At 44.5% G+C, this 21,761-nt stretch carries 20 protein-coding genes and 2 pseudogenes; 5 read left to right on the forward strand and 17 right to left on the reverse strand.

The window, feature by feature from the left end; translation table 11 throughout:
* Nucleotides 1–73 precede the first annotated feature (73 nt).
* Nucleotides 74–980: pseudogene (locus OHJ21_RS08090) on the reverse strand (DMT family transporter).
* Nucleotides 981–1,081: 101 nt separating this feature from the next.
* On the opposite strand from OHJ21_RS08090, the gene OHJ21_RS08095 reads away from it, so the two are divergent.
* Entirely contained in the window at nt 1,082–1,972 is an 891-nt protein-coding gene (locus OHJ21_RS08095) for a LysR family transcriptional regulator (protein ID WP_486021009.1), read from the forward strand.
* A 383-nt stretch (nt 1,973–2,355) separates the two neighbouring features.
* Here OHJ21_RS08095 and gap read toward each other — a convergent pair whose 3' ends face one another.
* Entirely contained in the window at nt 2,356–3,357 is a 1,002-nt protein-coding gene (gap, locus tag OHJ21_RS08100; protein ID WP_486019762.1) for a type I glyceraldehyde-3-phosphate dehydrogenase, read from the reverse strand.
* A gap of 105 nt (nt 3,358–3,462) precedes the next feature.
* Between gap and OHJ21_RS08105 the strand changes: the two genes are divergently transcribed.
* Nucleotides 3,463–4,317 carry a helix-turn-helix domain-containing protein gene (locus OHJ21_RS08105; RefSeq protein WP_486019763.1) on the forward strand — a complete coding sequence of 285 codons (855 nt, stop codon included), beginning with the start codon at nt 3,463–3,465 and terminating at the stop codon, nt 4,315–4,317.
* Between the two features lie 127 nt (nt 4,318–4,444).
* Here OHJ21_RS08105 and OHJ21_RS08110 read toward each other — a convergent pair whose 3' ends face one another.
* Nucleotides 4,445–5,368: a ketopantoate reductase family protein gene (locus tag OHJ21_RS08110; RefSeq protein ID WP_486019764.1), complete on the reverse strand. Its 924-nt coding sequence runs from the start codon at nt 5,366–5,368 to the stop codon at nt 4,445–4,447.
* Between the two features lie 148 nt (nt 5,369–5,516).
* Between OHJ21_RS08110 and OHJ21_RS08115 the strand changes: the two genes are divergently transcribed.
* A complete protein-coding gene (locus OHJ21_RS08115; RefSeq protein ID WP_486019765.1) occupies nt 5,517–6,077 on the forward strand; it encodes a TetR/AcrR family transcriptional regulator in 561 nt (186 codons plus the stop codon).
* A 52-nt stretch (nt 6,078–6,129) separates the two neighbouring features.
* On the opposite strand, the gene OHJ21_RS08120 is transcribed toward OHJ21_RS08115, so the two are convergent.
* The 10 genes from OHJ21_RS08120 to OHJ21_RS08165 all read right to left on the reverse strand — a co-directional run bounded on the left by OHJ21_RS08120 (nt 6,130) and on the right by OHJ21_RS08165 (nt 14,979).
* Nucleotides 6,130–6,873, reverse strand: coding sequence for a GNAT family N-acetyltransferase (locus OHJ21_RS08120; protein ID WP_486019766.1), 744 nt, complete (start codon nt 6,871–6,873; stop codon nt 6,130–6,132).
* A gap of 285 nt (nt 6,874–7,158) precedes the next feature.
* Nucleotides 7,159–8,160, reverse strand: coding sequence for an NADP-dependent oxidoreductase (locus OHJ21_RS08125; protein ID WP_486019767.1), 1,002 nt, complete (start codon nt 8,158–8,160; stop codon nt 7,159–7,161).
* 96 nt (nt 8,161–8,256) lie between these two features.
* Entirely contained in the window at nt 8,257–8,580 is a 324-nt protein-coding gene (locus OHJ21_RS08130; RefSeq protein ID WP_100537197.1) for an ArsR/SmtB family transcription factor, read from the reverse strand.
* A gap of 520 nt (nt 8,581–9,100) precedes the next feature.
* Nucleotides 9,101–9,925 carry a sugar phosphate isomerase/epimerase family protein gene (locus OHJ21_RS08135; RefSeq protein ID WP_486019768.1) on the reverse strand — a complete coding sequence of 275 codons (825 nt, stop codon included), beginning with the start codon at nt 9,923–9,925 and terminating at the stop codon, nt 9,101–9,103.
* Nucleotides 9,926–10,206: 281 nt separating this feature from the next.
* Nucleotides 10,207–10,782 carry a dihydrofolate reductase family protein gene (locus tag OHJ21_RS08140; RefSeq protein ID WP_486019769.1) on the reverse strand — a complete coding sequence of 192 codons (576 nt, stop codon included), beginning with the start codon at nt 10,780–10,782 and terminating at the stop codon, nt 10,207–10,209.
* An 826-nt stretch (nt 10,783–11,608) separates the two neighbouring features.
* The gene (locus tag OHJ21_RS08145) at nt 11,609–12,277 is read right to left on the reverse strand and encodes a Type 1 glutamine amidotransferase-like domain-containing protein (protein ID WP_100537200.1); all 669 of its coding nucleotides are present in this window, start codon (nt 12,275–12,277) and stop codon (nt 11,609–11,611) included.
* A 247-nt stretch (nt 12,278–12,524) separates the two neighbouring features.
* The gene (locus OHJ21_RS08150; protein WP_486019770.1) at nt 12,525–12,896 is read right to left on the reverse strand and encodes a hypothetical protein; all 372 of its coding nucleotides are present in this window, start codon (nt 12,894–12,896) and stop codon (nt 12,525–12,527) included.
* Nucleotides 12,897–13,215: 319 nt separating this feature from the next.
* Nucleotides 13,216–13,689, reverse strand: coding sequence for an HIT family protein (locus OHJ21_RS08155; protein WP_326096430.1), 474 nt, complete (start codon nt 13,687–13,689; stop codon nt 13,216–13,218).
* 105 nt (nt 13,690–13,794) lie between these two features.
* On the reverse strand, nt 13,795–14,286 hold the full coding sequence (locus tag OHJ21_RS08160) for an NUDIX hydrolase (RefSeq protein WP_486019771.1): 492 nt from the start codon (nt 14,284–14,286) through the stop codon (nt 13,795–13,797).
* A gap of 102 nt (nt 14,287–14,388) precedes the next feature.
* The gene (locus tag OHJ21_RS08165) at nt 14,389–14,979 is read right to left on the reverse strand and encodes a TetR/AcrR family transcriptional regulator (RefSeq protein WP_486019772.1); all 591 of its coding nucleotides are present in this window, start codon (nt 14,977–14,979) and stop codon (nt 14,389–14,391) included.
* Nucleotides 14,980–15,169: 190 nt separating this feature from the next.
* Here OHJ21_RS08165 and OHJ21_RS08170 point away from each other — a divergent pair.
* A pseudogene (locus OHJ21_RS08170) lies at nt 15,170–15,402 on the forward strand (nitroreductase family protein); the annotation flags it as partial.
* A gap of 181 nt (nt 15,403–15,583) precedes the next feature.
* Nucleotides 15,584–16,756 carry an MFS transporter gene (locus tag OHJ21_RS08175; RefSeq protein ID WP_326113655.1) on the forward strand — a complete coding sequence of 391 codons (1,173 nt, stop codon included), beginning with the start codon at nt 15,584–15,586 and terminating at the stop codon, nt 16,754–16,756.
* 1,046 nt (nt 16,757–17,802) lie between these two features.
* On the opposite strand, the gene rarD is transcribed toward OHJ21_RS08175, so the two are convergent.
* The 4 genes from rarD to OHJ21_RS08195 form a co-directional block, all read right to left on the reverse strand.
* On the reverse strand, nt 17,803–18,681 hold the full coding sequence (gene rarD, locus OHJ21_RS08180; RefSeq protein WP_100537205.1) for an EamA family transporter RarD: 879 nt from the start codon (nt 18,679–18,681) through the stop codon (nt 17,803–17,805).
* A 272-nt stretch (nt 18,682–18,953) separates the two neighbouring features.
* The gene (locus OHJ21_RS08185; RefSeq protein ID WP_486019774.1) at nt 18,954–19,823 is read right to left on the reverse strand and encodes an SDR family NAD(P)-dependent oxidoreductase; all 870 of its coding nucleotides are present in this window, start codon (nt 19,821–19,823) and stop codon (nt 18,954–18,956) included.
* Nucleotides 19,824–19,868: 45 nt separating this feature from the next.
* A complete protein-coding gene (locus OHJ21_RS08190) occupies nt 19,869–20,807 on the reverse strand; it encodes an NADP-dependent oxidoreductase (RefSeq protein WP_394057414.1) in 939 nt (312 codons plus the stop codon).
* A gap of 190 nt (nt 20,808–20,997) precedes the next feature.
* The gene (locus OHJ21_RS08195) at nt 20,998–21,756 is read right to left on the reverse strand and encodes an SDR family oxidoreductase (RefSeq protein WP_100537208.1); all 759 of its coding nucleotides are present in this window, start codon (nt 21,754–21,756) and stop codon (nt 20,998–21,000) included.
* Nucleotides 21,757–21,761: the final 5 nt, after the last annotated feature.

Here is a 21,761-nt window from a genome sequence, read left to right on the forward strand (position 1 = left end):
ACTTTATTTCATTAGGTTAAGCCAATTGATCCATATCATGAGTAATAATGATGGTGCTTTACCCCTGCCTTGCCTACATATCCCCCTTTAACATATTGCCCCGCTTTTGCAGTGATTTCATTTTGAGGTTTACAAGCGCAATACCAATGATAATTAGAATAAGTCCCACTACCATCTTGGTAGTAATCGTTTCTCCCAAAAAGAGAACGCTGATCACGATCGCAATGAGCGGGACCAGAAAATTAAACGACCCGATTTTGCCGGCTTCGCCCGATCTGACAAGCAGAAAGAAGACGAGCCAGGTCAAGGCCGTACAGAAGATTGCAATAACCGATAACGTCGAGATAAACGTCTGATTCCAAGCGATATCCGTCCAGTTTTCAAGGGTAGTACCCGCTATCAACAATACAATTCCACCAAAAATCATCTGAAGGGTAGTCAACCAGATCGCATCGACTTTATTAGATGTTTTCTTCATATAAATTGTGCCGAATGTCCAAGTGATCGTGCTGGCTAAGCCAAGCAAAACACCAACGGTCGAGATATTTCCAGAGCCATCGTTCATGCTGATAACAGCGACTCCTATAAAGCCTAGAATCAAGCCGACTATTTTGAAACCGTTCATGGATTCACTTAACCACAACCAAGCTCCGATTCCGAGAAGAACGGGCTGCATGAACACGATTGTCGAAAATAAACCGGCAGGCATCATATTCAGTCCGAACGTTTGAAAACCGAAAAAGAGAATGATATTCAGCAAACCGGAGATGGTAAATGTGCCAAGTATGCTTCAAATTAAGATATCTATAACGCGGTAAAGCGACAAGAAGCAAAATGAGACCTCCGATCGTGATTCTCAAGCCGGCGAAAAGCAATGGGGGTGCAAATTCGAGTGCATACTTGGACAACGGCCAATTCACCCCCCACATTGCGACTAAAAAGGTTAACAGGATAACAGTAAGTGTTCGCGAAAGTTGCATTTATCTTCATCGCTCCTTTGTGTAATGGTGATTACCATGGTACAATGGATCAACTTATAAATAAAATGCATGTTTATTATGAAGGAGATATCAAAATTGTTATGACACATTCGCAATTGATGTTGTTTGTGAAAATAGTCGAGACTGGTAGCTTTACCAAAGCCGGTGAGCACTTAAATATGACACAACCTGCCGTCAGCCGCGCCATCTCAACGCTTGAATCGGAATTAGGAGTCACTCTCATGATACGGGAACGAAAAAGCGGAGTTATTCTCACCGATATCGGCTTGCGCTTACTGGCCATATTCAGAGAGATTTTGCAAGGATACAATAAGGTAGAGCAGGAGGTAACCGCTGAAAAAGGGTTTGAAGTTGGCTCCGTTCGTGTCGGGGTGTTCCCGATTGTGTCCGCGCACTTCTTGCCGAAAATATTGCGGATCATTGGGGAGAACCATCCGGGGCTGACATTTGAACTTTATGAAGGAACCATCGAGGAGATTAAAAAATGGCTAGACTCCAGAATAATCGATGTCGGTTGGATTATACCGCCTAGCAACGAACTTGAAACGATTCCGTTCTTTCGAGATGAATTATGCCTGGTCCATCGGGATGATCATCCATTGCAAAGCCGCCAAACCATTCATATTACGGATCTGGACAATGAACCTATGATTGTGTGCAAAGGGGGGTTTGTAACACCCATTTTTGAGCTGTTTAAGCAGTTTGGAACCACTTTGTACGCCAAATATAACGGCCACAACATAAACACGGCGTTGAGCATGATTCAAGAAGGGCTGGGAATCTCGATCGTATCGAAAACTTCTTTGTCGCTTTCGACACTGCCACCGAATGTCCGCATCCGGACAATTAATCCGCAACCTTTTAGAGACATTCACTTGGCAGTTCCTTCATTAAAGGAGGCTTCACACGGGGTGAAACTGTTCCTTCAAACTGCACGAGAGCTTTATTTATCCGGGGATCGGTCCCACTAATTACCCCAATCAAAAAAGCCGCATTCTATGCGACTCTGTAAGTAATGATGTTCATATCGTCTGATATGTTGAAAAAAATACTAACAATCAATGCAAAAACACCTCCAAAGTAGTCTTCATATCTTACGACATGATTGCATTCTCTTGAAGGTGTTTTTAATTTGTTCACGTTATGGGGCCAGTCTCCACTATTCAGTGAATTTGAGATCCTGTTCAGTGAATTTGAGATCCTTTTTTATGTTTTAGACGTTATGTTATGTTCCCATGTGATGCGAACAATTTGGGTACAGCCCCTATTCCCGTGTGATATGCCCTGTTTCACTGCTTATGGCAGCTCTTGTGGGTATTCGCTCATTTTTTAGTATCCGCTAGCCCGCTAAACATTATAATTTAGCCAGGTATTTTGCGGTACGTACTAACTGGCTGGTAAAGGAGTTCTCGTTATCATACCATGCAGCAATTTTCACCAATGTATCTGTTCCTAGCTCTGTTACCTTTGTCTGTGTAGCGTCAAACAAACTGCCGTAAGTCATGCCGATAATATCAGACGAAACAAGCTGTTCATCTGTATACCCATATTCATTCGATTGGGACTGTTCCATCTTCTTATTGACCTGCTCTGCTCTCACGGAGCCGCCTACCACTGCGGTTAATTCTGTCAGTGAGCCTGCCATGACCGGCACCCTTTGCGATGTTCCATCCAGCTTGCCATCCAAGGACGGGATCACTAGCCCGATTGCCTTTGCTGCTCCGGTTGAGGTTGGGATGATGTTGCCCGCCGCAGAACGCGCCCGCCGCAGGTCGACTTTGGCATGGGGTCCATCCAAGGTGTTCTGGTCGTTTGTGTAAGCGTGTATGGTGGTCATAAAGCCCTTTTTGAGTGGTGCAAGCTCGTTCAAGAAATACGCCATAGGCGCAAGACAGTTCGTCGTACAGGAAGCAGCCGAAACAATGATATCGCTCTTAGCCAACGTATGTTCATTGATACCGAAAACAATAGTGGGAACATCCTTCCCGGCAGTGGTGGAGATCAGCACCTTTTTGGCGCCTGCTTCAATATGTGCTGCTGACGCTTTTTTTGATGCGAAGAAGCCAGTGCATTCCAGAACAACATCAATTTGCAGTTCTTTCCACGGGAGCTTTCCGGGGTCTTTTTCGGCATAGATCGGAATATCCACACCGTTCACGTTCAAGCTGTTTTCGCTATAAGAAATCTTGGCATCATAACGCCCTTGCGTGGTGTCATGCTTCAGCAAGTGCGCAATCATCTGCGGACTTGTAAGATCATTGATGGCTGCAACTCTATATCCTTCAGTATCAAAAAGCTGCCGAAATGCAAGTCTGCCAATTCTGCCAAAACCGTTAATTGCGATGTTAATTGCCATCATCATAACCACCTTTCTGTCAATATCCAAATTATATCCCTTGAATTTTTGTGATACACTGTCATAAGTGAAGCATTTAACTATACTATCTGTCAGGTGAGAACCATGCCACAAATTGACCGCCATAAAAACAGAACCGTAAATATCGAATTTGTAGCTGCCGAGGATTTTGCACATTTCCCCTACCCGGAGCGATTTACTCTTGTTTTTGTTACGAATGGAAGTATAAAAGGGATATTGAACGAACGCCCGGTCACCATTTCAGCACCCGCTATTCTTTGTTTGTCTGCAGAGGATACGATACAAGTTTTAGATAAGCACAACGCTTCTGCATCATCATTTTGTTTTCATCCGGATTTTCTTAACTCAACCCCCCATTCTGAAACACAAAATTACTTTCCGACCGATTTGAAAATACAAACAGGTCTTTCGCTGTTTCGTAAGTCTCCTGAACGAACGGGGATGCCTCGCATAACCGAGAAGGCATATCCACAATTATTTGAGTGGTTTTTTGTGCTTGGCACAGAAGTGTATGCGCAAAGCGATGCACTCTGGGCATGTAGAATAAAAAAATATTTTATACAAATATTGGGGGTGCTTGAAGATTTAAACCGTCATAGCGAACAATCACCTGTGGATTTAGTTCTGGAATATATACACACCAATTATTCGGACAAAATCACCCTGGAAGATTTAACAAAATGCGCGTACTTGAACCGCGTTTCTCTCAATAAGATGTTTCAGGAAAGATGCGGGTGCACAGCGATGGGTTACTTACTGTCGCACCGCTTGAAGGTTGCGGGGAATCTTCTGACTCATACAGACATGAGCTTAAATGAAATTGCACGTGCTACCGGATTTGAGTATGACACTTACTTCATCAAACAATTTACGGCTAAAAAGGGCATGTCACCAACAGCATATCGGGAAATCTCCCGCAAGTTCTCTGCTGCCCAATAATGAAGGAAACTTTGACTGGCTGTGCATTCGTCATACCCAAGGAGTAGGCGGCTACCCGCTGACCAGGAACGTATTCCAGCCAGTGTTTGTCACTTCATACGGGATACCCGATAGTTTAACAAAAAAATTACTGAACATGTATTTCCGATTTGATATCATTTCGACTTAAAAATATCATTAAATCATTACTCAGCTGCACAATCTCATTGTTAGCATTATTCGCATAATCCGGCAACATCATATCCCTAACCATTTTAGTTCGTAGCCATGTCATAAAGAAAAGATCCAATAATAAGTTTGGAAATTTAAGCACCAGCTTAAGCATGGGTGGATCAATTGAAACGCCAGCTTTTTGTATTGCCCTTAGATACGCTTTTAAAGTGACTGTTATTTTGCGTGCCGTCTTTCTGGTTCTGGCTGTTTTTTTGTCAATTATCTTATTCTCAGAATGCAAAACGCTCAACATGGCAATGTCTGATACGGAATGTGTAATTAGATACGCTTGCATATCCTTTTTAATAACGTAGGGAAGCCTTGCTGCTTTAAATATTTTTGCAAGGTTTTCTATGCGTTCTGTCACTACACCATTAATTTCTCCAAATGCAGTTGCCACTATAATCTTTGGTAGAAATCGAGCATGCAATACTCCATCTTTAATCTGTCCGCCGAAGCCGGGAAAGGCTGGTAAAAGCCTATCCCCTACGATATCCAGCCACGAAGAAAATCCAATTGAATTATTAGTCATCGTAACTATATTTTTGCTTTGATTATCTTTTAGCGCTAACAACGCTGATTCAGACCGATCATAACGAACGGTAACGAAAATATAATCGTATACATCGTCATTTTCGAGCGTATCAATGACATTCACCTGTATCGATTTAACCGTACCTTTTTCTTTATATTGCAGGCCATTTTTTCTTAATGATTTAAATCTATTAGAACGTGCAAACAGGGTAACGTCAACCCCCGCCTCAATGAGCTTAATTGCGTACATGCTCCCGATAACACCTGCCCCAAAAATTAAAATTCTATCTTGTTTTGCTGACATTAAAACCACCCCTACTTAGTAAAATTTCCCTTTGATTACCAGACAACATGTTGTATGATGTGAGTTTAAATCTTTATTATTCCTTGATCAACCATCAGTTTTTAATGATTTGTCGGATGATATTCTTATTCGCTAGTAGGAGGGAAATATGAAAAAGCAACCCCAAATAACGGAGAAAACAAGACAAAAGTTTGTAAAAGTTTTTTGTGAGTTATATAGCCAAAAGCCGATTGAGAAAATTTCGGTTCAGGAAATTGCGAATAAGTCAGGATATAACCGCAGCACCTTTTATCAATACTTTACTGACATTTACGAATTGTTAGACTCTGTTGAAAATGACTTGTTAAATGAAATGAAGATAGAGTTGGCGAATAAAGAACTATCGATGCATACGTTTCAAGATACGCTCTATTGTCTGGACAAAAGAGAACATCTCCTGGTTCTTAATGCCCTTTTGGGTGATTATGGAAGTGCCCGTTTTTTAAAACGCTTAAAAAAAGAAATCACTTTGGAACAATTAGAATTAAACGTTCTGCAAAACCATTCCTTAACGCCATACTTCATTGAGTTTTACCTGACAACTTCCCTTTCTTTATTTCGCCTTTGGCTCCAGCGTCAAAAGGATTTATCGTCAGAAGAGTTTTTCAAGTTAGTGGAAAACCTATATTCAAGAGGGATTACGCCCTATTTTAAAGACAGGCCGACCTAACCTACTCTTAAGGGTCCGTATTCTGAAATTGCATGGAAACCCAGTTAGATACTTATCTAATCGGTAATCGGCTCAAGTTCTTGTCCCTCGACATAAACACCCACATTTTTGATACATCTCGGTAACCCATTTTTAGATATAAAGGATGTCCCATTTGACTAGAAATAAGTACACTCTGGACGGCGCCTTCCTGCTTGGCGTCGATAAGCATTTTTTGGCAAAGAGTTTTTGCCATTCCTTTACCCCTATGTACTTTTGACGTAAAAACATTATTCAAAAATACGGTTTGATCTACTCGTGCATAACTTCCATGAGATACAGGATACCCGTTTTCCTCAGCAATGTAAAAATGCAGATTGGGATCATTTAATTTCTCAGGCTCGATAACAGTCTTATTAAAAAAATGATTAATGCTTTGAGCTTCTTCCTCAGTTTTGACACGCTTGATGATCTTGGTATCTGTTTCAAAAGACCCGCTTTCTAGATTTAAAATCATAAGAAATTCTTTGCTTTTAATGGTATACCCTTTCGTTTCATATTCATCCAGTTCTTCATCTGAAAACACAGTAATCCAATAGTCCTTTCTAATGTCAAGTTTATTTATGGTATCGAAAACGTGGGCTGGATTTGAATTATAAACGATAAACTCGTCTGTTCTGCCATCCACATTTGCACCAAAAGCAAGATGTTTTATAGAATCGTAATCATATACTTGGGATGCAGCTTGACGACTACAATAAAATTCACCTCGAACAAAATAATCAATGGCTTTTATTAACTCCGATTCTTCCCTCATTGAATAGTCCTCCAATTTACTTTGTATACAAATTTCTTATAGGCATCATTATAGAAGTGGCATCCAAGGATTGAAATATAAAATACAATTAATAACAGTATGATGCATAAAACCGACTCATGAGCAGTCCTGCCCGTTAGCTTAACAAAGATAGCCGATCACAATGACCGGCTGCCTTCTTGTCTTTCCAGAGATCAATCTAGAACACTCTTTTCACTAATACCTGCATTTTCTCGAATCATAGATGGTTAAAATGTTCGCATACATAGCCAATATGCATAGGAGTTACTTTATTTTAATGACCACCTTTCCTTTGGCACTTCCGCCTTGCAGGTACGAGAATGCTTGCGCAGTCTCTTCCAAATGATACACCTTATCAATAACGGGTTTAATGTGGCCTCCTTCAATGAAATCTTTTAAAACCTTCAATTGTGTTCCACTCGATTTCATAAAAAGGAAATGATATCTTGCATGGTACTTCTTCTCTAGTGCTGTGATCTTACGGCTCACGATAGACAAAATGGCCGTTTTCATCCAACCCAACTTTGTTTCTTTTCCAAATCTTGCGTTTGGCAATCCAGAGATGGATACGATTTGTCCACCTGGCTTCAGGACTCGGAACGATTTTTCTAAAGCCGCTCCTCCTAGCGTATCAAAAACAGCGTCATATCCAGAAAGCATTTGTTCAAAGTTTTCTTTTTTATAATTAATGATCAGATCAGCACCCATCGATTTGACCAACTCATACCCTTTATCGCTTGCTGTTGTTGCAACAAAAGCTCCCATCAATTTGGCCAGTTGAATGGCGAACGTCCCCACGCCTCCTGAACCTGCGTGAATCAGAATTTGTTGGCCCTTTTGGAGATGTAAAATATCGGTAAAGGCTTGGTAAGTCGTAAGTCCGACCAGTGGAATAGATGCAGCCTCTTCAAAGTTTAAATTCTGCGGCTTTAACCATATATCATCCTCATGTACAGCAATGTATTCCGCCAATGTGCCGATACGGCTCTTGCGTGGTCTGCCATAAACTTCATCACCAGGCTTAAATGCACTCACCCGTTCGCCAACCTTAACTATAACGCCGGAGAAATCATTGCCTAAAATTAGAGGGAACTTGTAACTCAACAGGAGTTTTACTTTCCCTTCCTTAATTTTATAGTCGATAGGATTTAAGCTTGCTGCATGAATTTCCACTAACACATCATGTTCTCCGACATGAGGCACTGGTTGTTCTGTCATAACTAAGGGAACATTTTTCCCGTATTTCTCAATGGTTATAGCCTTCATGTAATATCACTCCTATTATGATTATTGGTTTAAACAAATGGATCAATATGACAAAAATGATCTGCTCTACAGTATTCCACGTAAGTCTTTCGGGAATCACTGAGGCCAAGTGCACTCTGCTTCAATGGCAGTAATCAAGGTTTTGAGTTGTTCGAGTGGTTTGCGGACAGTCAATACATAATAATTTTCTACGCCCTTTTTCTCGGATTGAATAAAACCAGACTGTTTCAGCACCTTCAGATGATGGGAGACCGCCGGTCTAGATAAATTGATATGACCTGATATCGCATTTACATTTAGTCCCGATTTGTTCTGTGCCAGCACCATAATTATAGCTTGACGGTTTTCATCGGTCAGCACATCCAACAGCGGGATGGACTCTTTGAATTGTTGAAGAACTTGCTCGGTTCGCTGGTTCATTCGATCGGCCCTTTCCGTTCATTCGTTTAATCACTTAAACATAATTATAGCTATATGCTTGATAAAATCAAGAGTAAGATTGACTGTCCTCTATAAGCAGCCAGTCCCACTGTCCACAATATCCTTATTAATTTCTGGATATAGTTTAATAGAAATGTAACTCTTAAAGGATCCTCTTGACTCCAATTTAGTGAGACAAAGTCAATAATGAACCCCTAAATTGGGCTGTCTCTTCTCCGAATTGGATTTCTGGAGAGAGAATCTTTGAACGTCTAAGGATATTATTCCGATTCTTACTTACACAAAACTGATACGTTATATAGAAATCCTTCCTGTTTGATATTCGCCTTACTTACTTCCACCCTGTGGGACCATGATTTAACGCCATTGAACAGCTGATCAAAGCTCTATCGAAAATATCCGCCTCCACGCCAGCAAATATGAAGAGGCTGCCGCATGCTTTGGAAGCAATGCGGCAGCCTTGCATTTTTTTCTTTAGTGCAGTCATGTCTAATGTCTGTCAGGTGGCTTTCACGGAATGGATTCGTTCGAAGTTCTCGCGGTATTGTTCTACCATCCAGTTGCATACCTGCCACAAATCCGTAACCGGCTGATTGGTAAAAGGCAGCGTATGAAGATATCCCGGGGGACCGTATTCCGGAGTAAAGGTCAACTCTGTAGCATCAGCAAGCTGTCTCGCTTCGGCGATTCGCTGCCACCAGTCAAAATGCCGCGCGACTTCATGCGCGTACTCGGGTGCCCGCGGGTCCGGGACCTGCGGTCCTTGCGCATACCCGACACGCCCATGGATATGTACGCTGCGGGCGATCGCCAGATCCAATTCGCTCTCCAGATGTTCCAACGTGGATTCGGTAACGCAGCACCAGTGGCTAAAGTCGGCCGTCAGCCCGAGCCCTGGGACAGCATTCAGCACTTTCCCCGTATCCCAAGGATTAAATAATGCTCTTCCCCGGTGGGTTTCATGGCCTACCTGGACTCCCATCTGCTGCTCAAGCTGTACGGCTCGCCGGAAATAATCGATCTGCTCTTCAAGAGTAAGATAGTCCTTCAGGGAATGGGCAGTGACATGGATTGGTTCAAATGACTTCGCCCGTTCCAATTGTGCTTCGAAAGAAGCATAGTGGTCTGGCCCTTCGGTAAAAATCATCCCCACGTAATCAAGCCCATGGCTTGCGAGGAGTTCCTTAAACCGCTGTTCGTCTTCAGGTGCCGGCAGGGGAGCCTCAACGCCATCGTAGCCGACGGAAGCGATGCGCGCTATCTGTTCTTCCAATGTGCCCGTACCCTCCATGCCCCACAATGCCTTGATCAATTTTAGTTTCATCCTTTTCCACCTCTCCCGGTTGATTGGACCCCGCTTCTCCCATTATTTCCGATACTTCGCCGGTTGTCCATGGATCCAAAGGAATGATTCGTGGATGGATTTGATATCTTTATATTTGCGGGCCGAATCCTTGAAGTCTTTTTATTATACATTAGTGCGCCTATTTACCACTGCTGTGGCAATGGATATCGAAAAAGGCAGCCGGCTTTTGGGTCGGCTGCCTTCAAATGTCTTCATTGAGCTACGTGTCCCGTTAGCATAATCTACTTCTGGAGACAAGGTCATCTAATTGTCTGGTAAACGAGGCCTATGGCTCCAGAATCAAATGTCTTGTTTTCGATAAGTTTAAGATTGCTCTTCTCCTTGATACCTTGGAATAACGGCAACCCGCTGCCGATCAGGACGGGAGAAACCGTAATTTTATACTCATCTATTAAACCAAGGTGCATAAGGTAGTGTGCGAACCTAGGACTACCGAGGATGACCATATCCTTGCCTGGTTGCTGTTTGAGGTTCTTGATCTCTTCCTCGACATCTTCTTTCACCAGTCTGGAATTGTTCCATTCGACTTTCTCCAGCGTCGTGGAAAAAATGATTTTGGCTGTCTTTTCGATCCACTCGGCATGATTCCGTTCATGCTCCGAAGCTGATGGGTTCGAAGGCACAGATGGCCAGTAGCTGTGCATCATCTGATAAGTCCCACGTCCCCAAATAACAGTGTCGGCAGTACTCAGAATTTCTTTTGCGTGTTTCTCCAAATCAGCATCGTAGGAAACCCAGCCAATGTCCATTTCACCGTTCGGACCTTCTACAAAACCGTCAAGCGATGCGTGCAAAAATAGAACAAGCTTTCTCATTTTCAGTTCTCCTTTGTTCATAGGGATCTCTACATTAACTACATTATAGGACATTTCAGCTTGGTTGTTTCTTATGGATTGCTAATCACAAATGGAGTATTTTACTAATCCAGAAAAAATTCTTAGTTTGATATTCTACTAAACTGCCCGTTAGCTTAATTAACCTGATTTTGTAGTACTTATAAGCGCTAAGCTCGAAAATTGGAATGGTCATTCGTCTACTCGGATGTGTATCGGTTACGAATAAGGCTCTACAGTTGTCTTCACGGCTGGCCAGATACTTCTTAAGTACACTTTGCACTCTGTCGTGAAATAAACCTCTCTCTGCTTTAACCCTTGCCATTAACAATTGCGGAGCAGTTTTCCCAGTTAAGATTCTCGATATTTATCTTTTCTACTTCTCCAACCCGGCAGCCCGTACTGTAGAGAAACTTAGTAGCGCCCTTTCCCTCAGTGATTGAAATCGATCTTTAAGTGAAATACATCTTCATCGATTATAAACTGAGGGAACGAATAAACCGAATCCGACTGGCTTCAACCGATTAGATTGCTTCGCTAAGTGCTCCTTCTGCAGAGTCAAAGTTATCTCGGTTATATCCAGGTCACCGAGTTCCTTCATCAGCATTTATGCTGGAGGGCGTGTGCTTTCCATGTTTTCGGACTAAATCCTTGGATACGTTTATCATTCTCATACAATCGCCATAACTCACTTAAAATCATAACAAAACCTCCTATTAGAACTATTAAATCTAGTTTGCTTCTAATAGAAGGTTTTAATCTTTCTGATTTGAACTAGTGTTTCCCATTAGCTCCACAGCGGAGTATATCAGGGCGAAAAATGTTTCCAATTCCCTTCGGAGACAACTTCGACCGCTCCGTCGATCACTTTGATGGCGGTCTGATCATCAATCGCATACGTCTGCCCTTGCATCCCAGCGGCCCATCTCTCTGCATCAGCCATGGTGTTTCTCGGCAGCATCTCGTGGTCAAGATGCGGAAATATTGCAAAATCAACCAGATTCAGCGTTTCATCGCTACCGGTGGGTGGAGTCCAGCCAACGAAGAATTCCCCGATGTTAGGTGCCATCACCATACTCCCGGCGCTCAGTCCCACATAAACCGCCTGCAGAGACGGCAAGAGGTCTGCCAGTCCGGACTGCCGCATCCAGTGGCACAGGTAGAGGGCGTCGCCGCCCGCAACCAACAGGACGTCCGTCTCCTGGACTAGCGGCACCCAGCGGTTTTTGTCGATGCTTGGCAGCGCTGTGAGCTCCAGCACGCCGACGGACTTCCAGCCCAGGTCGACCATGGGATTCTCGGAATTCCCGCTGATGAACTGCCAGGCTTTGACGCCGGGGCCTACCCAGGGGTGTCCGTACATCGCGGTGGGGATGCAGAGGGCGTTGGAGTCTGCGATCGGCTTACCCAGCATATCAACTAGCGAGTCGTGTATGCTTTTGTTATTAATGCCTGCAGATGTGAGCAATAATTTCATAACTTCACTCCTTTGTGTGCGTCTGTCGTTTATTCTTTTAGACTTTAGAGGGGCCTACATAAACTACAATATAGTACATTTCCGTTCGGATTGTTTCTTACAGATTGCTAATCTAATCGGTAATCGGAACATTTTCTTGTTCTTGTCCATTTCGGCAATCGGTCCAAGTTCTCGTCATAGTCTCCGACTTCAATCTCTTCGATTCGTCCCAAGGATAAATATGACTATAAAGGCTCCTTTGATTTCTCTATCGGTCTTTTGTTTTTAAGTGAAAAGTTTCTTCTTTGTCATCCCATTTAATTTCTACTTTAATAGGCATAGTTTCGTTCGTTACTGCACAGCCTGAACAACTAGAAGGCATTTCTATTATTGCTCCTCTGTGGTTCCCCTCTTTAAGGACGCGTTCTCCATCATTAATGGTAATTTCTAAATTATTAAGTTCTTTGCCAGTTGCATTTTTATAACCAAAAATGAAATTTCCACTTTCCTTATCTCCATTAATGTTTGCTGTGTATTCGCCACTCCAACTATCACTCTCCCCAGTTAGCGAAATTGATTTATTATTGCATCCGACCAAAGTTAAAATCATAATCAATATCAACACATATTGCTTTTTCATTATGTCCTCCTCTGTAATATTGTTCTAAACTGCCCGTTAGCTTAATAAGGTGCGATCGCACCTGACCTTAGATAATCATCTATTCGGTAAAATATATAAGTTCTTGTCATTGAGCTAGAAATACTTAAAACAAAAAGACCGCAAATTATGCGGCTTTCAATGTCTATATGTTCTTGTCGTTCGACATTAACAAAGGCAGCCAATCTCGTAAACGGCTCCTTCTCTTGTCTTCTATTGAACTAACGTTTCCCGTTTAGTAAGGGCCCACGTAATCTCAGGTTTATCTCCTACTATGGTTATCATTCGCTCCTCCTAGACCTTAAATGTTTTCTTTTATCCAAGAACGCAACTTATCAGCATAGAAAGAGCGTTCATCTGGATCGGTCTGAGAACCCTTTGTCAGATAAAGTTGATCATTCACATATCTAGGGTAAACATGGAGATGATAATGCCACACGTCTTGATTGCCAGCAGGCTCATTATGTTGCCGCGTAGAAATCCCATCACATCCATATGTACTTTTCATTGCAAACGCGGTAAGCTGAGCCGCGCGGTGAATTTCAACAGCGTAATCCGCAGGTAGTTCAAAGATGTTCTCGAAATGTTGATTAGGAACAACAAGAACATGTCCTTTATTGTTTGGCCACCATTTGCTCGCTATAAATGCCGTTACCTTTTCATTCTGATAGATGATTTCCTTTTGTTTTGTTCCCTGATTAGGTCGCTCGATACCCCAAACACGACAAAATGGACATTCGTATCCTTCGGGCTTATGTGAAAATGATGCTGGCATCTTTTACATTCAACTCCTTTCATCTTTCTCCAACCAGCTATTAGACGCAGGCAACTTCTGTTCGTTAACGGTATTCTGCCCGTTTGTTCAGCAACGAGAAACAATCTACTTCGAAATATATGTTTGATGTTTGATTGTAAACTCGGGCTTATTTACGTAGTCCGCGTAGTTTACAGTTCCGTTAAACTCCAAATAAGCCTGATAGCGAAAGCGAACACTTGGCTGTGTAATCAAATCGAGAACTCTATCCTTCGCTACCCAACGGCTGTCGGTTGTTTCTTCAGAGAAAGATAATAATTCCCCACCAATAGGCTGACATACGAAATCAAATCCAACTTGCGTAGGAACATCAGTCACGTCGTCATACCATTTCTGTATCCCTGTATTCGAATAGACACCAACTAAACTGCCAACAGAAACATCAATTCCGCTTTCCTCTTTGATTTCACGAATCAAACCATCTATCAGATTTTCTCCAACTTCCACTTGTCCACCAGGGTAAACCCAACCACCGTCACGAGTTTTTACTAAAAGTATATTTCCTTGCCCATCTTCTACAAATCCGCCTGTGGCTACGATATGCGTTGGAAATGGCATATGACGACCTCCTTATGCAGTAACGTTTGTATATTTATTCCACATCCTCCTCGCACTTCCTGCACGTTAGGTTAACAGGCTGCCGATGTAGACCTACAGGACCTATCCGAGCAGTTCTTTGGCTCCGTTCATCACTAAGGGCATAGTCTGTTTAACGAATGATTCCGCACTTATTAGACGCCCCTCATTGTTCCAAACGTAAGCCGCTCCATACATCCCCCAACTTAACATGATAGAAGCTGTATTTATTAAGAATTGCGCGTTTGGACTCGATAGCATCTTGTCTTTGTCTATAAAGGAAAGAAGTATCGTTTGAATTTTTTCCTTTATTTGAATTTCGAATACAGCTCCAAGCGATGTATACCTTCTTTTGCACATAGTGCTTAGACTCTTGTGAAAATCGCATACACCCAGAAAAATACTCTGAATGGTTTCTTCATTTAATACTTCGTGACCGCTTATTCTACGATTTATGATTGTCATAAAGGATTCCATTAGTCTGGCCTCTAGAATTTCGAATTTATCTACAAAGTGCGCATAAAAAGTCGCTCTGTTAACAGTAGCCCGCTCTGCAATATCCCTAACGGTTATCGATTCAAAGTCTTTTTCTTGAATTAATGAAGCAAACGCGTCTTGAAGGAGTCGCCGTGTACGTATCACACGAGGATCAGCATCATTCTTTTTAATTGTCATAGTTAAAATCCCCCCTAATAAAACGACATTATAGAGATGGTGTTGTCTATACAACGGTTTATGGTTATTGATGATTGCGTATCATTCGGTTGTTATCATAACATATAAATACAACAAGTGTTGTTCAAACAACTAATGTTGTATTGAAACAAAATGCAGAATACCACTTTTCCAAAAGGAGGAGAGAACCATGTCGGTTTCACAACCGTCACTAACGATGGAGCACCAACTTTTTTTGATGTTATCCAAGAACGTCGGTCGGTTCGTAGCTATGATCCCGAGACCAAGATTTCGCGGGAGGAATTGACCGAAAAATTGCGGCAAGCCACACTCGCCCCTTCAGCCGCTAACCTGCAGCCGTGGCGGTTTCTCGTTATCGACTCGCCGGAGCTGAAGCAGAGGCTGCTTCCGATCGCATTCAATCTGAATAATGCTATGAATTAGCAGAAGCAGCAGAGGAGCCAGTCAACAAGCTGGGGGCTTCTTTGATTTGATGATTACAATTAACCAATATATGAGTATATGCTGATATACGCATAAATTTCGATTTATATTTCGATATCTTTGAAAACATAGTTATTTAAACACATCAGGAGAGTGAATTATGAAGAGCACATGGAAAGTTTACGTTCTAGCCTTGGTCAGCTTTTTAGTTGGAACATCCAATTACATCATTTCCGGGATATTGGACCGGATCGCAGAGACGATGGGAACAAGCGTTGCGGCAGCAGGCCAGCTCATTACAGTCTATTCCCTGGCCTATGCGGTCGGCACGCCTATTTTAATGGCGCTGACGGCCAAAATGGACCGGCGTAAGCTCCTACTTTATTCGCTGGGCCTCTTTATTGTCGCAAATCTGCTGACATTTATATTGTCCGGCTTAGGTCTCTTCATAGCCGCCAGAATCATTACGGCGTTAGGCGCCGGGGTGGTCACCGTTAACGCGCTCAGTATCGCCGCCAAAATCGCTCCGCCAGGCAAGCAAGCCAGCGCCATCGCCAATGTCACCATGGGCATTACCGCATCGCTCATCATCGGCGTCCCACTCGGCAGAATGGTAGCCTCGGCTTTTGGCTGGAAAGCGGTATTTCTGACCATCGCAATTGTCGGGGTCATTGCCATGCTTGTCATTGCTGCGGTTTTTCCACGTATGCAGGGCGACAAACCTGTCCCTTTGATCAATCAATTTGCTTTGTTAAAAAAACCACAGGTTTTGGTTGCTTTAGCGATTACTTTTTTCTGGTTGGGCGGATATTCCCTTGCCTATACTTACATCTCCCCTTTTCTGCTAGAGGTGACTCATTTAAATGAGTCATTGATTAGCGCAGCTCTGTTCGTGTTCGGCATTGCCAGTTTGATGGGCTCGAAAGTCGGCGGATACAGCGCGGATAAACGAGGCATTATATTCACGCTCGTTTCAGGTATGGTGCTTCACGTCATTTCGTTGATTTTGCTATCCTTAGTCGGACAGTCGGTCATTGCCGTTTTCGCCATTTTGATCCTATGGTCTTTTGCCGCCTGGTCATCCGCTCCGGCGCAGCAATTTAACCTGGTCAAGCTTGTTCCTGAATCCTCGGGTGTCATGCTGAGCTTGAACAGTTCCATGATGCAGCTTGCCATGGCTGTCGGTGCAGGAATCGGAGGGCTGATCGTTAACCGTGTTTCTTTGGCATCCATTACCTGGTTCGGGGTACTCGGCGTACTCATCGCCATCATTGCCGTGTTTGTATTGTCCAGCATGGCATCACGGCATTCGGCGGTGCAGTCACCGAATTAAAGGGTATGCTAAACATGGAATATTTGATAAAAGACTCTGCTCACTAAGTTGATTTTTCGGATCATATCCATCCTTAACAAAAAAGCAGAACGCAAATGAACTGCACCCCAATTGTTGGACGCAACAATGTGGTGTGGTTTTTTGTAGTTTAGGTAAATGGGCTGAGGAAAAAATATATATAATCCTGTTCGGAATACCCCAAAAAACCCGAATACATCGCTTCTCGAAAACTGCAGATATATGCATGCAACGTCATTACGGGTGATTTTTCAATAGATAGTCCCATAGAAGAAGTACTTGACCCGTCCCTCCGCTGCACCTTCTGTCTAGTCGTTTCAAGATTAGAGCCAAGAAAGTAGTTAAATGCTTATCTAATCAGTAATCAGACTATGTTCTTGTCCCCCCGATAGCTGTACTCGTCGGATCTGGTTTGGTGTAGAACTGGTATAAAAAAAATAATTGTTCTCACTCACAGCTGTAGTGATTTTAATTAATAATTATATATATACGTTCTATTACTAATAGCAAAAGCAAAAACCCGTTGATGATGAAGTCAAACGGGTTTTAAAAATTCGAAGGGTTGGATCAAGACGAATATCAGGCTGAACTCCTATTCTTTGCGTTGGTGTTTTTTCTGGATAAAATATACCGATTCCACTTGTTTCTTCTTTTATCGGCTTTAAACCAACCCTTTTCTTAATCTATATAAATTATAGTTTTTACTAAGGTTGGCCGTGGTCGCGTAATTCTTAAATTACAATGTTCCCTTAATCAGCCTTCCTCCTCTTTGTTCCACTAATCTGCCCGTTAGCTTATCACCAGGCAGGACATATGTACCAAACAACTTATTTTGTGAGCTTGTAAAAAGGAGCTGCTTTATGACAGCTCCTTCAGTGTTTCTGTTGTAGACTTCCTTATTGAACTATCGTACCCGTTTGTTCAGCAACGTGCTCAGGTATGCCAGATAACACCACAAACGGAAAACGGCCATCTCCGCCCCATCGGACGGAAATGGCTGTTATGACGGTACCGGGGCGCCTTTGAAGTCAGCTCACCTTCGCGAGTTTCGTGCTGCGAACCGATGCCGTAGCGTATACGACGAGCGCTGTCCAGATGAGCGCGAAGCCGACGAGCAGAACCGGCGAGACCGATTCCTTGAACACGAATACGCTCAGTAGCAGCATGATCGTCGGGCCGATGTATTGTACGAAGCCGAGCGTAGACAGCGTCATCCGGGCAGCCGCCCGAGCAAAGAAGAGCAGCGGCAGCGCCGTTACTACGCCGGAAAGAAGCAGTTCGACGAACATGGACGGAGGCAGCGTCCATGCCGTCGTCTTTCCCGCGGCGGCCAAATAGATCCAGTAGCCGAGCGCGAGGGGCAGGACTACAGCCGTCTCCGACAGCAAGCCTACAGAAGCGTCTTGTACGATCTTCTTCTTCGCGAGGCCGTACAAGCCAAACGACACGGCTAGCGAGATCGCGATCCACGGGAACCGCCCGTAGTCGATGGCGATGATAAGCACCGCAGCGCCAGCGATGGCAATCGCGAGCCATTGGCCGCGGTTTGGCTTCTCACGAAGGAAGACGACCGCTAGCAGCACGTTCAGCAACGGGTTCAAATAATAGCCGAGACTTGTCTCGACGACATGGCCATTGTTGACCGCCCAGATGAAGATGAGCCAATTAGCTGCGATCAGCAGTCCGCTGGCGGCGAGCGACAGCAGGAGCGAGCGACTAGCCGCAATCCGCTTCATGTCACCCCAGCGGCGCTGGACGGCGACGAGAATCCCCATGAAGACAAACGACCAGACAACCCGATGTGATAGAATTTCTCCTGCAGGTACTTCGTCAAACAACTTCCAATAAAGCGGGAGGACCCCCCACATGATATACGCGATAATAGCGTTGACCAACCCATTGTTCATAATCAATTCTCCTCTTCTCACTCCGATGTCTGAACGAATTATACGCCTCGATCCTCTCGTAAGTAAAGAAAATAATTGGTACGCTGGCAGGCAGTTGGGCACATAACGAAAAGCTCAACCAGTAAAAACTGACTGAGCTTATAAATATAATGACTGCTCCGTATGATACCCAAAACGTGAACGCTTATTTCGATCGATTCAAAGCCTTCTTCCACTTCTTCCACGATGTGACTACGAAGTAGATGGCCTTGTAAGCAACAATCTTTTGGAACTCAGCCATTAACTTGAAAACTCCCGCCAAGAAATTCATGGCTATATATATAGGTGATTTTTTCTAGCACTCGTTGTGCATGTTCTGTAAATTTCACGTCCGTAATCCGATCTTTGAACAGAAACACGCCGGTCTCATTGCTGTGTTTGCCTAGGGCTCCCTCATATAATAGATTGGCTCCATGAGTAGGCGGAGAGGAAAAAAACTTCATAAACCGTTCAAACCCTGCGGTCAGTCCTGAATCTTTTCCTTTTCTTAGCGTGTTGTTTATGCCCGGGTCAACGCTGCGGAGCTTGATGCCCTCCTTTGCAAGCTGCGGTGCGACGGCTTGGGTCCACAACGAAAGAGCCAGCTTTGATGTCGCATAGGGTCCATACATTTTGCGGAAAGTTTTGGGACGCTCCAATTTTTCGATCGAAAACTCCTTCGTAAATCTAAACACCTGCGACGAAGTGTTAATCACCGTTTTTAAGCGGCCGTTCTTCAACAGCTCCTTCAATTCCATCAGAGTAATAAAAGGAACAACCGTCAACAATTCATAATGCAATTCGCGGCCTTGTTTCGAATAGCGCAGCTCACTTAAGCCTCCTCCGGCGTTGTTAAACAAAATATCGATCCGTTGTTCCTTGCTTTTTATTTCGTCCAAAGCGTGTCTCAAGCTGCCATAATCGGTGAGATCCTTCACTTTATAAGCTCGGAGGCGTCCTTCCTTGAGATGATTTTGTAGGAATTTATCGTCTGCTGGAAAATCCGACCGGTTCAAAGTAACCACCTGCCAGTTCTCCGACAGCATTTTCCGGGTCAATGCCAACCCGATCCCGTTACTTGCGCCTGTAATCAGTGCAATATGTTCTCGTTGGTTCTTACTCAATGCATGTCCTCCTTCATTCAGAATTTCATCGGTTATATGTGCTCATCAGTCGGAGTCGGGCAGGAGGATCAGTTTGCCATGGGCGCCTCCGCTCTGGCTGATTTCGACAGCTGAACGCCATTCGTCGAGTTCGAAAGTCTTCGCGACCGGAATCGTGAACTTGCCGTCCGCTGCGTACCCGGCAAAGTCGCCGACAACGTCATACCGTGCGGTATGTAGTTCTCCATAGCTGGTGCGAACGCCAAGTTCAACGGCTGCGGCGAAATCGCTGACGGTTAGGACATGCTGGGGATGCCCGTTGACGATTTGGACCAGATCTTTCAATGAACCGCTGATTGGTGCAGCATCCAGGGCAAGATCAATCGGCTGCTTTGCCAGTTCGGTCACTCGTTCGACCATTCCATCACCGTACGAGGTCACCAACGCCCCCATTGCGTGGAGCTTGTCGGCGTAGGTGGGCCCAGCGGTTGCGATCACACTGGCACCGCGCATGAGGGCAATTTGAACGGCAGCGAACCCTACCGTGGTGCCGGCTCCGTGCACGAGTACGGTCTGACCCGATTTCACCCCAAGAGTATCAATGCCACGGTAAGCCGTTTCGACTGCCATTGGCAACGCTGCAGCTTGAACAAAGTCGAGTCCGGCCGGCATGCGGAACCAGTAGTACATAATCGCTTGATCCGACGCACCGGCGCTCGATCCATTCATGAAATCTGCGGCACCCAGAACGGAATCGCCGATGGCAACATCGGTTACGCCCTCTCCGATTGCGTCTACAATACCAGCCACGTCCAGCCCGATTCCGCGAGGCAAGGGCAATTGAGCGGCAAAATGGCCTTGACACGTCACCCAGTCAACCGGATTTAAGCCGCAAGCGCGTACTCTCACGCGAATGCGTCCCGGCCCTGGCTCTGGGATCGCCACCTCATCTAAGCACAAGACATCCGTTGGTTCTCCGTATTCGTGGAACCGGATTGTCCGCATGGTATTCTCCATTGTGATCTCCCCTCCATTTTGCTCTGATAAAATCGCGTTCTCTGTGATTTCGAACGGTCTTCCAAGGAAAACAAAGAAATCCTAAACTATAAAGTTCACTAGAAGGCAAGGGGGTCATGAGGGGAACCTATGCCCCCTGCCCTCGCTTTAATAGTCAGGTGTGCTCGAACTGAGGAGCTTATATCTGGGAGCCGCCTCCATCGACAGGGAACTCAGCCCCGGTGGTATAGGTGGCCTCAAATGCTAGGAATGCAACAGCCTTGGCTACCTCAACTGGATCGCCTAATCGCAGCATTGGGATCTGCTGTCTCATCTGTGCCTTTGTCTGCTCGGCAGCTTCTTCCGGCATAGACTTTTCCATGATGCCTGTGTCAATAACGCCGGGACTGACTGCGTTGACGCGAATATTTCGAGGTAATAACTCGCGCGCCAGACCTCGAGTCATGGAGCGCAGCGCTGCCTTACTAGCTGCGTAAGCACTGAGCATTGGGAGACCCACTACGTTCACGATTGAGGTGGTAAGGACTACCCCGCTACCTGAGCCCAGCAACGGAGCGAGTTTCTGTACGGTAAAGTACGGCCCTTTGGCATTGATTGTAAGTATCTCGTCGTACTTTTCTTCGGTCATTGTCTCGAAAGGGACAAACCCCGTGACACCAGCGTTAACGAACAGGGCATCTATTGTTCCAAATTCAGCCTTCACTCGATCGGCTAATGCGGCGATATCCTTCAATGAGGCGGCATCGCTTAAGACCGCGATCGCGTGGCTTCCGAGTTGTTCACGAGCCGTATCCAGCGTCGCCTGAGTACGTCCAGTAATCAGAACGTGTGCGCCTTCATCCACTAGCAGCTTCGCCGTCGCAAGGCCGATTCCGCTGCTGCCTCCCGTGATCACGACCTTTTTGTCAGAGAATTTGCCCTTACTGAATGGTTCCATTTAAA

Origin of the sequence: Virgibacillus sp. LDC1 (assembly GCF_025792345.1) — a bacterium.
GTDB lineage: Bacteria > Bacillota > Bacilli > Paenibacillales > Paenibacillaceae > Paenibacillus_AQ > Paenibacillus_AQ lautus.